Here is a 14,958-nt window from a genome sequence, read left to right as displayed (position 1 = left end):
AATTGCAGTCTGTCCGATAACCCGCCCACCACGCCCTGCGTGGCCAGGAAACCAATACCGTGGCGTTTTCCCTGTTCCGCAAAAAAGACAACGACCCAGCCCGGCCCACGCCATCCGGCCCGGCCACGCTGTCGCGCCCGTCTGTTTTGCCCGAGGTCGAGCACGCGCCCGCTCCTGCGCCGTCCCCGATGGACGCGCCGGCTGACAGCGCAAGCTATAACCTCTCCGAGTTGATGATCGAAGTCGAGGATGCGGGTGAACATCTCAGCCCGGCGGAAGAAGAAGCCGTGGTGCTGTACGCGAATGGTCAGCTGGCTGCCGCCATCGACAGCCTGAAGGCCGCCCTGCCTGCACTGGCGGGTAGCCGCCAGACCTCGTCCTGGCTGCTGATGTTCGACCTGCTGCAACTGGCCGGCGACCACGCTGCGTTCGACGATCTGGCACTGCAATACGTGGTGGAATTCGAAACCTCACCGCCGGTCTGGCGTGAAATGCGCAGCAAGCCGGTGACGCAGGCGGCGGGTACCAGTGCCGGCCTTGTCACCATGCCGGCCGAACTCAACAGCAGCAGCGTACAGAACGAAGCCGTCAAGATTCTCAAGGCCAGCGAAAACGGTGGTCAGGTACGGATCGACTTCAGCCGCGTGAACAGCCTGGACGTGACCGCTGCTGCCGAGCTGCTGTCGCTATGGCCACGCGCCCGCAAGCTCAAGGCCAGCCTGCAGATCCTCGGTGCGGATCATCTGGGTGCGCTGCTGGCCGGCAAGATCGAAACCGGCCGGCGCAACCATGCCGAGGCCCCGTTCTGGTTGCTGCTGATGGAAGTGAAGCAGACGGTAGGCGACCAAGAAAGCTTCGACAACCTTGCCATCGATTATGCAGTGACCTTCGAAGTATCCCCGCCGTCGTGGGATACCAAGCTGGTAGTGAAAAGTGCCCCGGCCCCGGCCGGCAATACCGCCAGCGCCAGCCAGCAGGCTGCAGTGACCGACAGGCTGGCCCTGACTGGCGATCTGACCGGCGGCGCAGCGGAAACCATGAGCAAGATCCGCCACTTTGCCAATGAGCATGGCAAGCCGGTGCTGGACTTCAGCGCAGTCAGCCGGGTCGATTTCGAATCGGCCGGGCAGATGCTCAATGTGGGCGTGGAACTGATGCAGGCAGGCAAGACGCCGACCATCGTCGGCGCCAATGAGCCCATTGCCGGCCTGTTCAAGCTGATGGGCATCACCGAACTGATGCCGCTATCCAAGGGCTGAGCGGCAACGGGGCTTGCGCCAGGCGCAACCGCCCCCACCTGATCGCTTATCTTCCCTGTGAGCGCGCTTCATGCAGCAATTTGACGGTACCACCATTGTTTCTGTCCGCCGTGGCGACAAGGTTTGCGTTGGCGGCGACGGGCAGGTCACGCTCGGCAATGTCGTGATCAAGGGCACCGCCCGCAAGGTGCGCAAGCTTTACCACGACAAGGTCATCGTCGGCTTCGCTGGCGGCACTGCAGACGCCTTCACACTGTTCGAGCGCTTTGAAGCCAAGCTGGAAAAGCATCAGGGCCAGTTGACCCGCGCAGCAGTCGAGCTTGCCAAGGATTGGCGTACCGACCGTGCACTGCGCCGGCTGGAGGCCATGCTCATCGTTGCCGACCCCACCGCCACGCTGGTGATCACCGGCAATGGCGATGTACTGGAACCCGAGCAAGGCATTGCCGCCATCGGCTCGGGTGGCGCGTTCGCGCAGGCTGCTGCCACCGCGCTGCTCAACAACACCGATCTGTCGCCGGAAGAAGTGGTGAAGAAATCGCTCGAAATCGCCGGCGACATCTGCATCTACACCAACCAGAACCACGTGCTGGAAAGCCTGTAAACGCGGCAGTGTTGCCGTTGCAGCGCTACAAAGGCCAGTCTGGTACCAACTGGCCGTCAATCAAATAGCGACAGTTTTGCCAAAACCGCCGTTTCCATTCCGCCCGGCGCTGTAGCCGCCGGCCCGCTCCGGCTACAATCCCAAGCCATGACCCATACGCTTTCCTGCCTGCGTTTTCTCAACGCAGCGCAATTTACCTCCGGTGCGGTGATCGCCGAACAGTTGGGGCTATCGCGTGCCAGCGTGTCCACTGCACTGGCTGCAGCAGAGGATTTCGGTATCACACTGGAACGCCGCCACGGTGCCGGCTACCGGCTGAGCCAGCCGCTGGATTGGCTGGACGCTGCACGCATCCAGGCCGCGCTGGGCACAGGCAGTGCGTTGCGCGTAGCCGTGCTGCCCCGTACCGATTCCACCAACAAGCGGCTGACCAGCGAACCCGCGCACGGCCACGTGCTGGCCGCAGAATGGCAAGACACCGGGCGCGGCCGCATGGGCCGCAGCTGGCAGGGCACACTGGGCGGCAGCCTGTTGTTTTCGCTGTGCTGGACCTTCCCCGGTGGGGCGAACACGCTGGCCGGCCTGCCACTGGCAGTGGGCAGCATGCTGGCCGATACGCTGGCTGCTGCCGGCGTGGCCGGCATCCGGCTCAAATGGCCCAACGACCTGTTGCTGGATACCGCAGAGCATGGCTGCCGCAAGGCCGGCGGCATCCTGATCGAGATTGCCGGCGACGCCATGGGGCCGGTATCCACGGTCATCGGCATCGGCATCAACCTGGATGCGCCACGCGTGAGTGACCAGGCGGTGGCCGGCCTGCGCGAGGGCGGGCTGGTGCTGGACCGCAATGCACTGCTGAGCCAGTTGCTGGCCGCGCTGGAAGCCGGGCTGCAGCGATTCGAGAGTGAGGGCTTTGCCGCATTCCGCAGCCACTGGGAAGCACGCCATGCGTGGGCCGGTGCCAGCGTCAACGTGGTGGACCCGGCCGGCAACGCACGCCATGGCATCCTCACCGGTCTGACCGGCGACGGTGCATTGCGCCTTGCCGGCGCGGATGGCGAAACCATCATCCACGCTGGCGACGTCAGCCTGAGGCGCGCATGAGCACCGCCCTGCCCGCCGCCAGCCGTACCCGCCTGCTGCTCGACCTGGGCAATACGCGGCTGAAATGGCTGCTGCAGCACAGCGATGGCCGCCACGAAGCAGGCGATGCCGCACATGCCGATTTCCAGCTGCTGGCCGCGCGCTTTGCGGCGCTGCCCCGGCCCGAACAGATATTCGGCTGCAGCGTGGCCTCCCCGGCGCTCACCGCAGTGCTGCACGATAGTTGCATGGCGCAGTGGGCCATACCGGCCAGCTGGCTCCGCGTCAGCCGCCAGGCGCTGGGCGTGAGCAACCGTTACCGGCAACTGGAACAACAGGGGCCCGACCGCTGGGCGGCCATCCTGGGCGCTCATAGCCTGTACCCGGGGCAAGCGCTGGTGGTGGCCAGCGCGGGCACCGCGTTGACCATCGATGCATTGACAGCTGATGGCACGTTTCTCGGGGGCATGATCCTGCCCGGCTACCGGCTGATGAAGGCATCGCTCGCCGCTGGCACCGCGCGGCTGCCCGATGCCGGCGGCAATTATCATGATTTCCCCGCCAGTACCGAAGATGCGATTGAAACGGGTGTCTTGACGGCACTTGCCGCCAGCGTGGAAGCTGCGCTCAGCCGCATGCTCCGCCGCGCGGAAGAGCCCTTGCTGCTGCTGGCTGGCGGCGATGCCACGCGTATCGCACCATTGCTGGCGACCCCGGCGCAATTTGAACCCGACCTCGTTTTGCGTGGCCTTGCCGCGCTGGCCCAAGCCAAGGAATTCAATCAATGAAGTGGCTGTTCTGCATACTGGTGATCGCCAACCTGCTGTTCTTCGGCTACACGCGGCTGGTACCGCAAACTCCGCCCCCCCGGGTGGCGCCCAAGGAAATCAATGCATCGCAAGTTAATGTGGTAAATGGTGCGAACACCAGCGAGGCATCTGCCGCCATGCCGGAACACGCGGCCAGCCCGGCCCCGACCGTACCACCAACCAGTACGGAAGCCGCTCCGGAAGCCACCCCGCAGCCAACCACGCCAGCCAGGCCCACGGCCGCCCCCAAGCCGTCACCCGCTCCCAGTCCCTCTCCCGCACCGGTGACCCAGGCTCAGGCAGCAGGTAACCTTTGCTTGCGCTGGACCGGCATTACCGGTGACCAGGCTAGCCTCGCGCGTGACAAACTGCGCCAGCTTGGTCTGACCGGGCAAGAGAACACCGCAGCGCAAAACGCCAAGTTCTGGGTCTATGTGCCCCCACTGGCCGACATTGAAACCGCCAAGAAAAAAGCCCAGCAGTTTTCCGAGCTGGGCGTGGATGACTACTTCGTGGTCAACAATGGCAGCAAGTGGCAAAACGCCATCTCGCTGGGCATTTTCTCCACGCAGGAGGCCGGCGAGCGGCGGCTGGAAGAGCTGCGCAACAAGGGCGTGAAGTCTGCCATCGTGCGCGAGCGCGACGACGGCGTGCGCCATACCAGCTTCCTGATCCGCAAGGCCAGTGAAGAACAGCAGGCCAAGCTGATCAAGGTGGGCGAGCTGCTGCGTGGTTCGCAGGTTGAGAAGGTGGCCTGCAACTGACCGTGGCCGACGCCATGAAAAAAGCGGCCAGCCAGCCGCTTTTTTTCATGCAGCATCGCCATCAGGCCGACTGTTAAGCGATTTTGATCCCCGTCCGGAACCTGCGGCATCGCTCAGCCCGTACCTGATCCTGCAGCAGTAAAACGGCAGCATGGCAAACCATCTGCGACAGCGTCTTGGCATATCGGGTTTCGTTCATCGCAAGCCTCACCAACGTACTGCGGCCCCGGCTGAACCAAGGCTGCGCCGGCATGGGCCTGGCGAGTTGTCAAAATGGCATGTGCGGGTGCAGCCTGGCAATGGCATGGCTGACCACACCCGTACGCGCCTTGCCGTCAGGGATAGCTGTATTGCTGCCAGCGTTGATCGCTGGTCAGCGGGATCCATTGCGGGCCGTCATCCTTGCGCACGGCAGCGGCGGCGGGCCTGGCCACAGACGATTCCAGCGTCATGCGTGCCACCGACTGCACCGGCACCGGGACGATGGCATCACGGGGCAGTGCGCTGATCGGCAATACCCTTACCTTGCTGGTATCCGGCAGCGCCATCACCGCATGGCTGCGCGACGGTGGCAACAGGCGCGCTTCACACAGCGGGGCAACCAGCAGGCAGGCGACGATCAACAGCTGTCTCATTGCATTTTCCCCGTACTGACAAAACGGACGTAATCGCCGACTTCAGCCTGTGCGCCATCGAACAATGCCAGCGAGAACAAAGGCTGCACCTGCTCGACCCTTACATTGCCGGCCAGATCCTCGACCATGCCCATGGCCTGCGCTTCGTAACCGCTGAGCGCCTGCATGTTCTGTCCGGCACGCATGCGGTAAAGCTGCAGCTTGTCGCCCGGCGCAATGCCGGACAAGGTACCGGCATCGAAATACAGCCGGCGCCCTTCAACGCGTGTCACGCGGGCAGAAAACGGAATGCACGACACATCACCGGCAACCTGGCCGGACAATTGCGTCAGCGCATGCGTCACCGTGCGGCCCAGATCACTGTGGTTGAACGATGCACTGTCGGTAGCCTGGTCCGGACGGCCCATCACCTGGCCGCTCGCCACCAGCTGGTTGCGGTGGCGATTGACCAGCGCGCCGGATACGCCATCGAATACATACACTTCCAGATCAACCTGCCGGTATCGGGGCATGGCTTTTACCCCCACCCCCATCCAGTCCAGCACGGGCAGGCCTACCGTTACCTTGCGCTCTTCCGGGCGCACCTCCTGGCCATAGGTCGGGCGATATTTCTCGCCGGATGTCGACAGGTCGTGCACCACACCGCCAATCACGAACTGCACGCCATAGCGGCGCGCCAGCATGCGCACCTGTTCCGGCCGCAGTTGCGGATCTATCCAGTTGGGCTGTGGCGTGAATGCCAGCTCATCCGCTGCCGAATAAGCAAGGAAACGGCCTCCGCCGACCAACTGGTCCGCCAGCATGCGCTGGAAGCCCTGCGATGGCGATGCCAAGTCATTGGCCTGCGCAGGTTCGCGCAGCCAGAACGGCGTGACCAGCGCCTTGCGGCGGTAACTGGCGCCACTGCAAGCCATGGATGCCGCCTGCGCAGCGCTGCCGGCAGCACTTTCCGCAGCAGGCTTGCTGCTTGCGGGTACTGCCGCTGCAGGTTGCGCTTTCCCGGCAGCAGCAGCCGGTGCGGGTGCTGCTGCAGGTGCCGGCGTGGCAGCGGCCACCGGCAACGCCTTGCCCGGCTCGATCTGCACGAAGTACAGATTGCCCTCCCGCCATTCGCGCAGCAACGTATAACTGGCTGGCAATGGCGCTGGCCGTATTTGCTGGGATTCGGCGCCCCAGCCCTTGCTGCTGCGGCCGGTGGCCTTGACAGCCACCCCGTTGAAAAGCGCGGCATTCTGCAATGCATCGGCAATGGCCGCTTCGCGCGCGGCGGCCAGGTCGCCCTCGTATGGCGCACCGCCCAGCACGGGCGCAGCAATGCACGGCGTGATCACGCTACCGAGCGTCAGCGCCAGCAGCAACGCAGCAATGCGCATGGTCAACGCGCGTAGTAGAAAGTCGTGGCAGCAACCGATTCACCGGCCGGGGCCGGTGCGGCGGCGGCGGGCGCCGGAGCGGCCTGGACAGGTGCCGGTGCAGACTCGACCTTGGGCGCCTCGACCTGCATGCCTTGCTGCGCCACGCCGGCATCACGAGCAAAGTCGCTGCTCAGTTGCAGTTCCAGCACGGTTTCATATGCGCCGTCGGGCAGCGGGTTGATCGAAAGCACACGGGCACCACGCAGGTAGGCGTCGACGTAATAACGGAAACTGTCGTTCTGCAGCGCCAGCGACGATACGGTGCTCTGCCCGGTCAGGCGCAGGCCCTGCACGGTTTCCGCCAGCGCGCGGTAGGCATCGAGCTTGGAGGCGCGCATCGCCATCATCCGGCGCTGCGCGTTGGACAGGCCATCCATATTTGGCAACGCGCCATAGCCGACGGCAGTCACGCGGGAAGGCACAATCACGTCGGGCGCACCGGGAACGCCGGCAACAGGCCCCGCAGCAGGCTTCAAACTGCTGCAACCTGCCAGCAGCATGCCGGCGGCAATACAGGCCACGCCTGCGTATCGCTTGATCATCGCCAACTCCGCTTCGTTCACTGTAGATAATGCGAGTCTAGCCGCTCGTTACCCGCTCAGCCAGCACGGCGCGTGAACACCAGATCCCATACGCCGTGGCCCAGCTTGATGCCGCGGTTCTCGAACTTGGTCAGCGGGCGGTAATCCGGGCGCGGCGCATAACCGTCGGCGGTGTTCTGCAACTGCGGCTCGGCCGACAGCACTTCCAGCATCTGGATCGCGTAGTCCTCCCAATCGGTCGCCAGGTGCAGGTAGCCGCCCGGCTTCACGCGCGAGACCAGTTGCCTGATGAAATCCGGCTGCACCAGGCGGCGCTTGTTGTGGCGCTTCTTGTGCCATGGGTCCGGAAAGTAGATGTGCACGCCATCCAGGCTGCCCGGCAGCAGCATGTGCTCGATCACTTCCACCGCATCATGCTGGACGATGCGGATATTGCCGATCTGCTGCTCGCCGATCAGCTTGAGCAGGCTGCCCACGCCAGGTGTATGCACTTCCACGCCAAGGAAATCGGTATCGCTGCGGCCCTGCGCGATTTCCGCAGTGGCCTGCCCCATGCCGAAGCCGATTTCCAGCACGCGCGGTGCTTCGCGGCCGAATGCGGCGGCAAAATCCAGCGCGCCGGCCTGGTACGGCAGCACGAACTGCGGACCGTATTCATTGATGGCCCGCTCCTGCCCGGCGGAAAGGTGGCCCTGGCGCAGCACGAAGCTGCGGATGCGGCGCATGTAATTCGGGTTATCCATAAAGCCTGTCCTGAAAAGACCAAGCGCCGCAAAAGCGGCGCCCGGAATCGAATGATGGCCCGATTATACCCGAGCGGCTTACTGGCCGAGCACCAGCACCGCATCGGCCTCGACCAGCGCGCCCTTGGGCAACGCCGCCGCCTGGATGGCCGCCCGCGCCGGGAACGGCGCACTGAAGTATTCACCCATGATTTCGTTCAGCGTAGCGAAGTTGGCCAAGTCCACCACGAACACACCCAGCTTCACGATATCGGACAGATCACCACCCGCCGCCTGGCAGACCGCGCGCAGGTTCCTGAATACTTGGTGGCATTGCGCATCGAACCCCTCCACCAGCACATTGCTGGCCGGATCGAGGCCGATCTGGCCGGAAAGATAAACGGTATCGCCCACTTTGACGGCTTGCGAGTACGTGCCGACTGCTTTGGGGGCCTGGTCGCTGTGGATGATGGTTTTACTCATGGCATTGCTCCGGCATGGGGTTAAAGCGTGATTCTAGCGCCAAGCGCGCCGCGTAGGTGCAGTCCCACCCGGTTTGCTGCGCTCCGCTTAGTAGCAGATGGGATGCCGCTGACTGAGCCCGCACGGCGGTACGCATACCATGTCGTCAACGGGCAGCACCACACGCTGCAGCGCTACTTCCGTTGAACCCTCCATGAACCGTCAAGGAGCAACACCATGAACAGCGATCAAGTCAAAGGTAACTGGCACCAATTCAAGGGCAAGGTCCGCGAGCAGTGGGGCAAGCTCACCGATGACCATCTGACGCAGATCGATGGCCGCCGCGAACAGCTCTCCGGCAAGGTGCAGGAAGCCTACGGTATCAGCCGTGAAGAAGCAGAAGAACAGGTGCGCGATTTCGAAGAACGCCACCGCGACGATTACACCTGGCACTGAGCCGGTTCCGGCAGCGCCGCCAGGCTGGCGCTGCCCTGCTGCACAACCCGACAAAAAACAACAACAATCTACTCAGGAGAAACACCATGACCAAAATGACCAAATGTACTTCCGCCCTGCTCGCCAGCCTGCTGCTGGGCATCGGCATGTCCGCACATGCTGCTACCAGCGATGCCTACAAATCGCAGGAAGAAATGATCAAGCAGCGCTACGACGGCGCAAAAAAGCAGTGCGATTCGCTGTCCGGCAATGCCAATGACGTCTGTGTGGCACAAGCCAAGGCAGACCGCGACGTGGCGCTGGCCGATAACGAAGCCGATTACAAGAACACCCCGAAGGCACGTACCGAAGCCGCCCGCACCAAGGTGAAGGCTCGCTACGAAGTGGCCAACGAAAAGTGTGATGACCTCGCCGGCAACCCCAAGGATGTGTGCGTGAAGGAAGCCAAGGCTGCCCGCGACAAGGCACTGGCCGACATCAAGGCCGGCAAGACCGAAGGCGAAGCACACAACAAGGCCAGCAAGGAAAAGCGCGAAGCCGACTACAAGGTTGCCAAGGAAAAATGCGATGCGCTGGCTGGCGATGCCAAGACCAGCTGTGTCGATCAGGCCAAGGCTGCCTACGGCATGTAATGCTTGAGCACTGCACTTGCAGGAAAGATACGGGCCATTGGCCCGTATTTTTTGCCTGCGCATGCTGCATGCACTGTATGGGCACGGCTCCGCCATGAGCATTCCGCCGCCCATGAAATATGGGCCGATACCTCGCTGCCCGGGCTGCCCGGAGGCGCGCGGATTATCCGGAAATAACCACTCCCCGCTAGGCGGGAAGCCTTTATCCTGCTGATTACTTATGCGATCGTTGCGTGTACATCGCACCGGACATCACTCCAGGAAGTACGTGGGAACGCACCGCTTGAGCCACTGTTGTACTAGCAGCTTCCGCAACAGAATATGCAAGCATGCCCATGCAACAACGCATATCGCTTCCAGGATCAGTCAGGCGCTATCGGGGACAGGCCACGCGCCCGGCTGCGGCCAATAAAACATGCACCGATCATGAAAAAAGGGGTGACTGTCGTCACCCCCTTCATGATTGCAATGCCGTCACGCTTCCGGGATCACCGTGCTCGGGTCAGCAGCTGGCGTGGCTGCAGGCTCGGCATGATGCGGCGCCTTGCCCTTGCCCAGCCACACTTTCAATACATTGGCCACCCGCCACCCGGTCATGGCCATGGGCAGATAACGGCCCAGCCAGCCCAGCTTGGGGCCACCCAGCATGGTCAAGGCTACGTCGGCCAGCCCGGCAGCCGGACCGCCGCCAAAGAACCCTTTCACCAGCGCGCCGCCCTGCAGGGGTTTGCGCAACGTTTGCCAATCGGCCCCCAGTTGCATCCGGTATGCATCCGCCTGCACCTGTAGCGCCTCTTTTTTCAGCTCACGCAATTGCCTGCGTGTCAGTCGTTTGGGTATCGATGCTGTCATGGCAGAAATTGCTCCCTGTCCTTGCGCAACTGGGCGCGGGTGACCGGAAACGGGCTGGCACCAGCGCCGAAGCGGTTTTTCACCACGCCAACGCATAGGCCAGCCAGCGCAAGATCGAATAGGCCCACGCCAAGCAAGGTCCAGCCACGCCAGGCCGGGTCGGCCAGCCATACCGCAGCAACCGAAACCAGTGCCAGCCCCAGAATCACCAGGCCGGCAGCAGCAATAACCAGCGCAATACCGAATACCAGTTTGTCCCGTTCCTCTTCGAGTTCCATGCTGAAAATCGACAGGTGGTTATGCAGCAGCCCCACCACATTGGCGGCCAGCCGCTGCACGGGGCTCACTGCTTGCGGCTGCGGTGAACTCGCTTCACTCATGATCAGCGACGGGAAACGAGCAGGCCCAGCAGGAAGCCCACGCCAGCAGCAACACCGATGGCGGTCCACGGGTTTTCGTGCACATATTCATCAGTAGCCTTGGCAGCGGCCTTGGCCTTGGTGGCAACAACCTGTTCGGTCTCGATCAGCTTGGCCTTGGCAGTGGTCAGGTTGGCGGCAATGCGTTCGCGCAACGCCACAGCCTTGTCGCCTTGTTCACCCACGGCAGCCTTGATCAGGTTTTCCGTGTCGTTCAATACCGTGCGCAGGTCGTCGATCAGTTCGTTTTCTTCTGCTTTTACAGTCATGGTTCACTCCCGGGTAAGGTCGAAAAGGTGAACCCTCATTCTGGGACAGATTTCATGCCATCGGGGCAAAATCTTGCGAAACGTGAAATCTTCACATATCCCCTGTAAGCGCCCTCCTGCCTGGATTGCGTCAGGCCAGAAAGCGCTCGAGCAATGCATTCAGGAAGCGCCGCCCGCGCGCGGTGGGGCGGATATGGTTGAGCTGCCGCTCCAGCAGCCCATCAGCACAGGCGCGCTCCACCTCGTGCACCACTTTCGTGATGGGCAGGCCGGTGCGTTCGGTGAACAACGTGAGGTCGAACCCTTCGGTCAGCCGCAGCAGATTGAGCATGAATTCGAACGGCAGTTGTTCCAGTGTGACCGTTTCTTCGGTCTGTACCGCGCTGCCACTGGCCATTTTCTGCAGGTAGTCGGAGGGCTGCTTGTAGCGCATCTGCCGGATGATCTTGTCCGGAAAACTGATCTTGCCATGCGCACCGGCGCCGATGCCCAGATAATCACCGAACGACCAGTAATTGAGGTTGTGCCGCGCACGCCGGCCGGGCCGTGCGAATGCGCTGGTTTCGTAATGCTCGAAGCCGGCCTGCGCCAGATGCGCCTCGATGGCATCCTGCATGTCGGCCGCCACATCATCATCGGGCAGATCCGGCGGGTAGCGATAAAACAGCGTATTGGGTTCCAGCGTCAGGTGGTATGCAGACAGATGCGTGGGTGCACAGGCAATCGCGCTATCGATGTCGCTCAGTGCTTCGGCCAGCGTTTGCTGCGGCAGCGCATACATGATGTCGAGATTGAAATTGTCGAAATGCTGGTGGGCAATTTCCACCGCGCGGCGCGCCTCGTTGTCGTCATGAATACGCCCCAGCGCCTTCAGGTGTGCCGGGTTGAAGCTCTGGATGCCGATGGATAGCCGGTTGATGCCGGCTTCGCGGTAGCCGGCAAACTTGGCGGCTTCGAACGTACCCGGGTTGGCTTCCAGCGTGACTTCCGAATCCGGCAGCAACTTCACGCGTGCGCGGATGCCGGCCAGCAGCGTATCCATGCTTTGTGCGGAAAACAGGCTGGGCGTGCCACCGCCCATGAAGATGCTGGTGACCGGGCGGCCCCACACCAGCGGCAGACAGGTTTCCAGATCGCTCAGCAACGCATCGATGTATTGCGCTTCCAGTATCGGGTCCAGCCCGCTGCCACCCTGGCCGCGCACCGCGTGCGAGTTGAAATCACAGTACGGGCATTTCTTCACGCACCACGGAAAATGGATATACAGCGCCAGCGGTGGCAAGGCGGTCAGGCCCCAGTTGGCGCGGCCAACGGGCATGGCAATGGCGGTCATGGCTTCAGCGCTTCTGGTACGGGTTATGCAGATTGTCGACCAGCCGGTGCAGTACGGCCTTCATCTGGTCTTCGGCCACTTCCATAAGCAGCCCGTCCTCGAATGCATCCTGCATGGCCTGCACGATTTCATCGAGGTTTTCATTCATGACCTTGACTTTCTCGGTGCACGACACCACCGATTGATCGGGCCGGCACCACACCGCATAACGCTTTTCGTCGCTCACAGCGCGGTTTCCTGCAACTTGCCCAGCAGTACCGCCAGCGCCTTGCCGCGATGCGAAATCGGCCCTTTTTCATCCGGCGTGAGTTCGGCAGCGGTTTTGTCCAGCGAAGGAATCAGGAACAACGGGTCGTAACCGAAGCCGCCATCGCCGCGCGGCGCAGTCAATACTTCGCCCAGCAGCACGCCATCGGCAATCAACGGCTGCGGATCTTGCGGGTGGCGTACCAGCACCAGCGCCGCGTAATACCACGCGCGCCGGTCAGCGTTGCCGGCCAAGTCGGCCAGCAGTTTCTCGTTGTTGCGGGCATCCGACTTGGGCTCGCCGGCAAAGCGCGCCGAGTAAACGCCGGGCGCGCCGCCCAGCGCATGCACGCAGATGCCGGAGTCATCCGCCAGTGCGGGCAGGCCCGTGGCATGGCTGGCATGGCGTGCCTTGGCCAGCGCGTTCTCCACGAAAGTGCCGAACGGCTCCTCCGCCTCGCTCACGCCCAATTCGCCCTGGGGAATGATTTCGATATCCAGCGGCGCGAACAGGCGGCGGAACTCTTTCAGTTTGCCGGCGTTGTTGCTGGCGAGAACGATACGTTTCAAGTCTATATATCCAGTCTGGCCTCGCCCGACGGATGCGGGCAATGGCGGGGTCCGGCACGGCAATGGCAAGGTGCCGGCAGCGGCTATTTCCTGATCAAGGTCAGCACGCCGTTGTCGCGCTTCATCTGGAACCGGTTCAGCACCGAGCTACCAACCAGTATGGTGTCGAGTCCGGCACTTTCAATCACTGCCACCTCGACCGAGAACAGCGCCAGATTGTTGATGTCGACACGCGGTACCGTCACCACCCACACCTTGGCAAGGCCGTTGGCGGTCTTGGCCGCCGTCTGCCGCCCTTTCTGGTAATCGATATGCAGCTGATCGGCCATGACCTGCGACATCGACAGATTGCTGGCGCCCGTGTCAATCAGGCCACGCTGGGCCTGACCATTCACTTTCAGGTCCACATAGAAGTGCCCGCCTTCATCTGCGGCCACCACGATGGAACCGGCCCCGTCGCCCTGGCTGGCACTCACAGTCACATACCCTTCACCCAGTTGCAGCGTGCGGCTTTGCTTGCCGACCTGCACCGATGCGCTGTTGGCATCGAGACGCAGCAATTTCACGCCCCCGGCCTCCTGGCCTACCGCCAGTATCTGCTGCTTGCCATTGATCCTGAGCATGGCTTTGGCGCCAAGCAAACCGATCAGTGTCACTTCATCAGCCATCGCAGATGCAGACAACAGGGCCGCCACCATCAGCAGCATCCATTTTTTCATTGTGTTATCCCGGTCAGATCGGCGTCCATAGCGGGCGCCAGTTCGAGCAATGCAGTCTCGATCAACGGCCAGCCCGCTCCCTTGAGCAATTTGGCGTCCGATAGCGTACGCCGCCAGTTGCGCGCACCCGGCACACCCTGGAACAAACCCAGTATATGCCTTGCAACGATGCGCAGCGGCACGCCATCGGCAAGCTCCGCCTCGACAAAGCCACGTAACGCGCGCATCGCAGCGTGGCGGCTCTGCGGATGCCAGCCGCTGCTGTAGTAAAGGGCATCCACTTCGGCCAGCATCCACGGGTTGTGATAGGCCTCGCGGCCTATCATCACGCCATCCACATGCTGCAGGTGCGCTTGCGCAGCGGCATGATCGCTGATGCCGCCGTTGACGATGATTTCCAGCTGCGGCAGATCGCGCTTCAGCCGGTACACGTAATCGTATTTAAGCGGCGGGATCTCGCGGTTTTCCTTGGGGCTGAGGCCCTTGAGGATGGCATTGCGCGCATGCACGATGAAGGTGTTGCAGCCGGCCTCGTGCACCTCGGCCACGAAGTTGAGCAGGAAGCCGTAATCCTCCACCGCATCGATGCCGATACGGTGCTTGATGGTTACGTCGATGCTGCAGGCATCGCGCATCGCTTTCACGCAGTCGGCCACCAAGGTGGGTTCCAGCATCAGGCACGCGCCAAAGCTGCCACTCTGCACGCGCTCGGACGGGCACCCCACGTTGAGGTTCACTTCGTCGTAGCCCCAGTCCCCGGCAATCTTTGCGCACTTGGCAAGGTCAGCCGGCTCGGAGCCCCCCAGTTGCAAAGCCAGCGGGTTTTCGACCGCATCGAAGCGCAGATGGCGCATCTTGTCGCCATGGATGATCGCGCCGGTGTTCACCATTTCGGTGTACAGCCACGCATTGTGGCTGAGCTCGCGCGCAAAACGCCGGTAAAAGCGGTCGGTCCAGTCCAGCATGGGGGCGATACAGAAGCGCCGGCCAGGCACTGACGGGGCAATCGGAGCGGTTGATTCAGCGTGAACAGGCATGGGCAGCGGTCTTGCCCGGCATGGCGGGACGGTAGGTGCAGGAAATCATCGGGTAATTTTATAACAGCCAGCCACCACATACGGTGCCATAGGCAAAATTTGCCCGCCGCAACAGCCAGACGGAATGAAA

General features: G+C 62.5%; 20 protein-coding genes. 7 read left to right on the top strand and 13 right to left on the bottom strand.

Annotated features, from left to right (window positions below; translation table 11 throughout):
* The first annotated feature begins 59 nt into the window (after positions 1-59).
* The 5 genes from IGB42_RS17955 to IGB42_RS17935 all read left to right on the top strand — a co-directional run bounded on the left by IGB42_RS17955 (position 60) and on the right by IGB42_RS17935 (position 4,519).
* Complete coding sequence (locus tag IGB42_RS17955) at positions 60-1,259, top strand: hypothetical protein (RefSeq protein WP_159674239.1); 1,200 nt, start codon at positions 60-62, stop codon at positions 1,257-1,259.
* A 70-nt stretch (positions 1,260-1,329) separates the two neighbouring features.
* Positions 1,330-1,863 carry an ATP-dependent protease subunit HslV gene (gene hslV / locus IGB42_RS17950; protein ID WP_159674237.1) on the top strand — a complete coding sequence of 178 codons (534 nt, stop codon included), beginning with the start codon at positions 1,330-1,332 and terminating at the stop codon, positions 1,861-1,863.
* Between the two features lie 147 nt (positions 1,864-2,010).
* The gene (locus tag IGB42_RS17945) at positions 2,011-2,967 is read left to right on the top strand and encodes a biotin--[acetyl-CoA-carboxylase] ligase (protein ID WP_159674235.1); all 957 of its coding nucleotides are present in this window, start codon (positions 2,011-2,013) and stop codon (positions 2,965-2,967) included.
* Positions 2,964-3,734, top strand: a complete 771-nt coding sequence (locus IGB42_RS17940; protein ID WP_159674233.1) for a type III pantothenate kinase — start codon at positions 2,964-2,966, stop codon at positions 3,732-3,734. Before IGB42_RS17945 ends, IGB42_RS17940 begins: the two co-directional genes overlap by 4 nt.
* On the top strand, positions 3,731-4,519 hold the full coding sequence (locus IGB42_RS17935) for an SPOR domain-containing protein (RefSeq protein WP_159674231.1): 789 nt from the start codon (positions 3,731-3,733) through the stop codon (positions 4,517-4,519). Before IGB42_RS17940 ends, IGB42_RS17935 begins: the two co-directional genes overlap by 4 nt.
* A 335-nt stretch (positions 4,520-4,854) precedes the next feature.
* On the opposite strand, the gene IGB42_RS17930 is transcribed toward IGB42_RS17935, so the two are convergent.
* The 5 genes from IGB42_RS17930 to IGB42_RS17910 form a co-directional block, all read right to left on the bottom strand.
* The gene (locus tag IGB42_RS17930; protein WP_159674229.1) at positions 4,855-5,154 is read right to left on the bottom strand and encodes a hypothetical protein; all 300 of its coding nucleotides are present in this window, start codon (positions 5,152-5,154) and stop codon (positions 4,855-4,857) included.
* Positions 5,151-6,527, bottom strand: coding sequence for a flagella assembly protein FlgT middle domain-containing protein (locus IGB42_RS17925; RefSeq protein WP_159674227.1), 1,377 nt, complete (start codon positions 6,525-6,527; stop codon positions 5,151-5,153). The genes IGB42_RS17930 and IGB42_RS17925 overlap by 4 nt, the downstream gene beginning before the upstream one ends.
* 2 nt (positions 6,528-6,529) lie before the next feature.
* The gene (locus tag IGB42_RS17920; RefSeq protein ID WP_159674225.1) at positions 6,530-7,111 is read right to left on the bottom strand and encodes an LPP20 family lipoprotein; all 582 of its coding nucleotides are present in this window, start codon (positions 7,109-7,111) and stop codon (positions 6,530-6,532) included.
* 56 nt (positions 7,112-7,167) lie between these two features.
* Positions 7,168-7,854, bottom strand: a complete 687-nt coding sequence (gene trmB, locus IGB42_RS17915) for a tRNA (guanosine(46)-N7)-methyltransferase TrmB (protein ID WP_159674223.1) — start codon at positions 7,852-7,854, stop codon at positions 7,168-7,170.
* Positions 7,855-7,932: 78 nt separating this feature from the next.
* Positions 7,933-8,316: a Rid family detoxifying hydrolase gene (locus tag IGB42_RS17910; protein ID WP_159674221.1), complete on the bottom strand. Its 384-nt coding sequence runs from the start codon at positions 8,314-8,316 to the stop codon at positions 7,933-7,935.
* A gap of 216 nt (positions 8,317-8,532) precedes the next feature.
* Between IGB42_RS17910 and IGB42_RS17905 the strand changes: the two genes are divergently transcribed.
* Positions 8,533-8,751: a CsbD family protein gene (locus IGB42_RS17905; RefSeq protein WP_159674219.1), complete on the top strand. Its 219-nt coding sequence runs from the start codon at positions 8,533-8,535 to the stop codon at positions 8,749-8,751.
* An 86-nt stretch (positions 8,752-8,837) separates the two neighbouring features.
* Complete coding sequence (locus tag IGB42_RS17900; protein WP_201799997.1) at positions 8,838-9,383, top strand: hypothetical protein; 546 nt, start codon at positions 8,838-8,840, stop codon at positions 9,381-9,383.
* 474 nt (positions 9,384-9,857) lie between these two features.
* On the opposite strand, the gene IGB42_RS17895 is transcribed toward IGB42_RS17900, so the two are convergent.
* The 8 genes from IGB42_RS17895 to dusA all read right to left on the bottom strand — a co-directional run bounded on the left by IGB42_RS17895 (position 9,858) and on the right by dusA (position 14,828).
* Positions 9,858-10,235 carry a hypothetical protein gene (locus tag IGB42_RS17895; RefSeq protein WP_159674217.1) on the bottom strand — a complete coding sequence of 126 codons (378 nt, stop codon included), beginning with the start codon at positions 10,233-10,235 and terminating at the stop codon, positions 9,858-9,860.
* A complete protein-coding gene (locus IGB42_RS17890; RefSeq protein ID WP_159674215.1) occupies positions 10,232-10,582 on the bottom strand; it encodes a phage holin family protein in 351 nt (116 codons plus the stop codon). Before IGB42_RS17890 ends, IGB42_RS17895 begins: the two co-directional genes overlap by 4 nt.
* Before the next feature lie 35 nt (positions 10,583-10,617).
* Positions 10,618-10,923, bottom strand: a complete 306-nt coding sequence (locus tag IGB42_RS17885) for a YqjD family protein (protein WP_159674213.1) — start codon at positions 10,921-10,923, stop codon at positions 10,618-10,620.
* Positions 10,924-11,053: 130 nt separating this feature from the next.
* Positions 11,054-12,241, bottom strand: coding sequence for a radical SAM family heme chaperone HemW (gene hemW, locus IGB42_RS17880; RefSeq protein WP_201800000.1), 1,188 nt, complete (start codon positions 12,239-12,241; stop codon positions 11,054-11,056).
* A 19-nt stretch (positions 12,242-12,260) separates the two neighbouring features.
* Positions 12,261-12,482, bottom strand: coding sequence for a hypothetical protein (locus IGB42_RS17875; RefSeq protein ID WP_159674209.1), 222 nt, complete (start codon positions 12,480-12,482; stop codon positions 12,261-12,263).
* Entirely contained in the window at positions 12,479-13,072 is a 594-nt protein-coding gene (gene rdgB, locus IGB42_RS17870) for an RdgB/HAM1 family non-canonical purine NTP pyrophosphatase (protein WP_201799996.1), read from the bottom strand. The genes IGB42_RS17875 and rdgB overlap by 4 nt, the downstream gene beginning before the upstream one ends.
* A gap of 83 nt (positions 13,073-13,155) precedes the next feature.
* The gene (locus IGB42_RS17865) at positions 13,156-13,791 is read right to left on the bottom strand and encodes a TIGR02281 family clan AA aspartic protease (RefSeq protein ID WP_159674207.1); all 636 of its coding nucleotides are present in this window, start codon (positions 13,789-13,791) and stop codon (positions 13,156-13,158) included.
* Positions 13,788-14,828: a tRNA dihydrouridine(20/20a) synthase DusA gene (gene dusA / locus IGB42_RS17860; protein WP_159674205.1), complete on the bottom strand. Its 1,041-nt coding sequence runs from the start codon at positions 14,826-14,828 to the stop codon at positions 13,788-13,790. Before dusA ends, IGB42_RS17865 begins: the two co-directional genes overlap by 4 nt.
* Positions 14,829-14,958 lie beyond the last annotated feature (130 nt).

This window comes from Andreprevotia sp. IGB-42 (assembly GCF_009848685.1).
GTDB lineage: Bacteria > Pseudomonadota > Gammaproteobacteria > Burkholderiales > Chitinibacteraceae > Andreprevotia.
This window is presented reverse-complemented; position numbering and strand designations above follow the sequence as displayed.

What these genes read in the sequence shown, in the direction of transcription:
- hslV (WP_159674237.1), top strand. Translation starts at nt 1,330, where the DNA reads ATGCAGCAATTTGACGGTACCACCATTGTTTCTGTCCGCCGTGGCGAC.
- IGB42_RS17945 (WP_159674235.1), top strand. Translation starts at nt 2,011, where the DNA reads ATGACCCATACGCTTTCCTGCCTGCGTTTTCTCAACGCAGCGCAATTT.
- IGB42_RS17940 (WP_159674233.1), top strand. Translation starts at nt 2,964, where the DNA reads ATGAGCACCGCCCTGCCCGCCGCCAGCCGTACCCGCCTGCTGCTCGAC.
- IGB42_RS17935 (WP_159674231.1), top strand. Translation starts at nt 3,731, where the DNA reads ATGAAGTGGCTGTTCTGCATACTGGTGATCGCCAACCTGCTGTTCTTC.
- IGB42_RS17930 (WP_159674229.1), bottom strand. Translation starts at nt 5,154, where the DNA reads ATGAGACAGCTGTTGATCGTCGCCTGCCTGCTGGTTGCCCCGCTGTGT.
- IGB42_RS17925 (WP_159674227.1), bottom strand. Translation starts at nt 6,527, where the DNA reads ATGCGCATTGCTGCGTTGCTGCTGGCGCTGACGCTCGGTAGCGTGATC.
- IGB42_RS17920 (WP_159674225.1), bottom strand. Translation starts at nt 7,111, where the DNA reads ATGATCAAGCGATACGCAGGCGTGGCCTGTATTGCCGCCGGCATGCTG.
- trmB (WP_159674223.1), bottom strand. Translation starts at nt 7,854, where the DNA reads ATGGATAACCCGAATTACATGCGCCGCATCCGCAGCTTCGTGCTGCGC.
- IGB42_RS17910 (WP_159674221.1), bottom strand. Translation starts at nt 8,316, where the DNA reads ATGAGTAAAACCATCATCCACAGCGACCAGGCCCCCAAAGCAGTCGGC.
- IGB42_RS17905 (WP_159674219.1), top strand. Translation starts at nt 8,533, where the DNA reads ATGAACAGCGATCAAGTCAAAGGTAACTGGCACCAATTCAAGGGCAAG.
- IGB42_RS17900 (WP_201799997.1), top strand. Translation starts at nt 8,838, where the DNA reads ATGACCAAAATGACCAAATGTACTTCCGCCCTGCTCGCCAGCCTGCTG.
- IGB42_RS17895 (WP_159674217.1), bottom strand. Translation starts at nt 10,235, where the DNA reads ATGACAGCATCGATACCCAAACGACTGACACGCAGGCAATTGCGTGAG.
- IGB42_RS17885 (WP_159674213.1), bottom strand. Translation starts at nt 10,923, where the DNA reads ATGACTGTAAAAGCAGAAGAAAACGAACTGATCGACGACCTGCGCACG.
- hemW (WP_201800000.1), bottom strand. Translation starts at nt 12,241, where the DNA reads ATGCCCGTTGGCCGCGCCAACTGGGGCCTGACCGCCTTGCCACCGCTG.
- IGB42_RS17865 (WP_159674207.1), bottom strand. Translation starts at nt 13,791, where the DNA reads ATGAAAAAATGGATGCTGCTGATGGTGGCGGCCCTGTTGTCTGCATCT.
- dusA (WP_159674205.1), bottom strand. Translation starts at nt 14,828, where the DNA reads ATGCCTGTTCACGCTGAATCAACCGCTCCGATTGCCCCGTCAGTGCCT.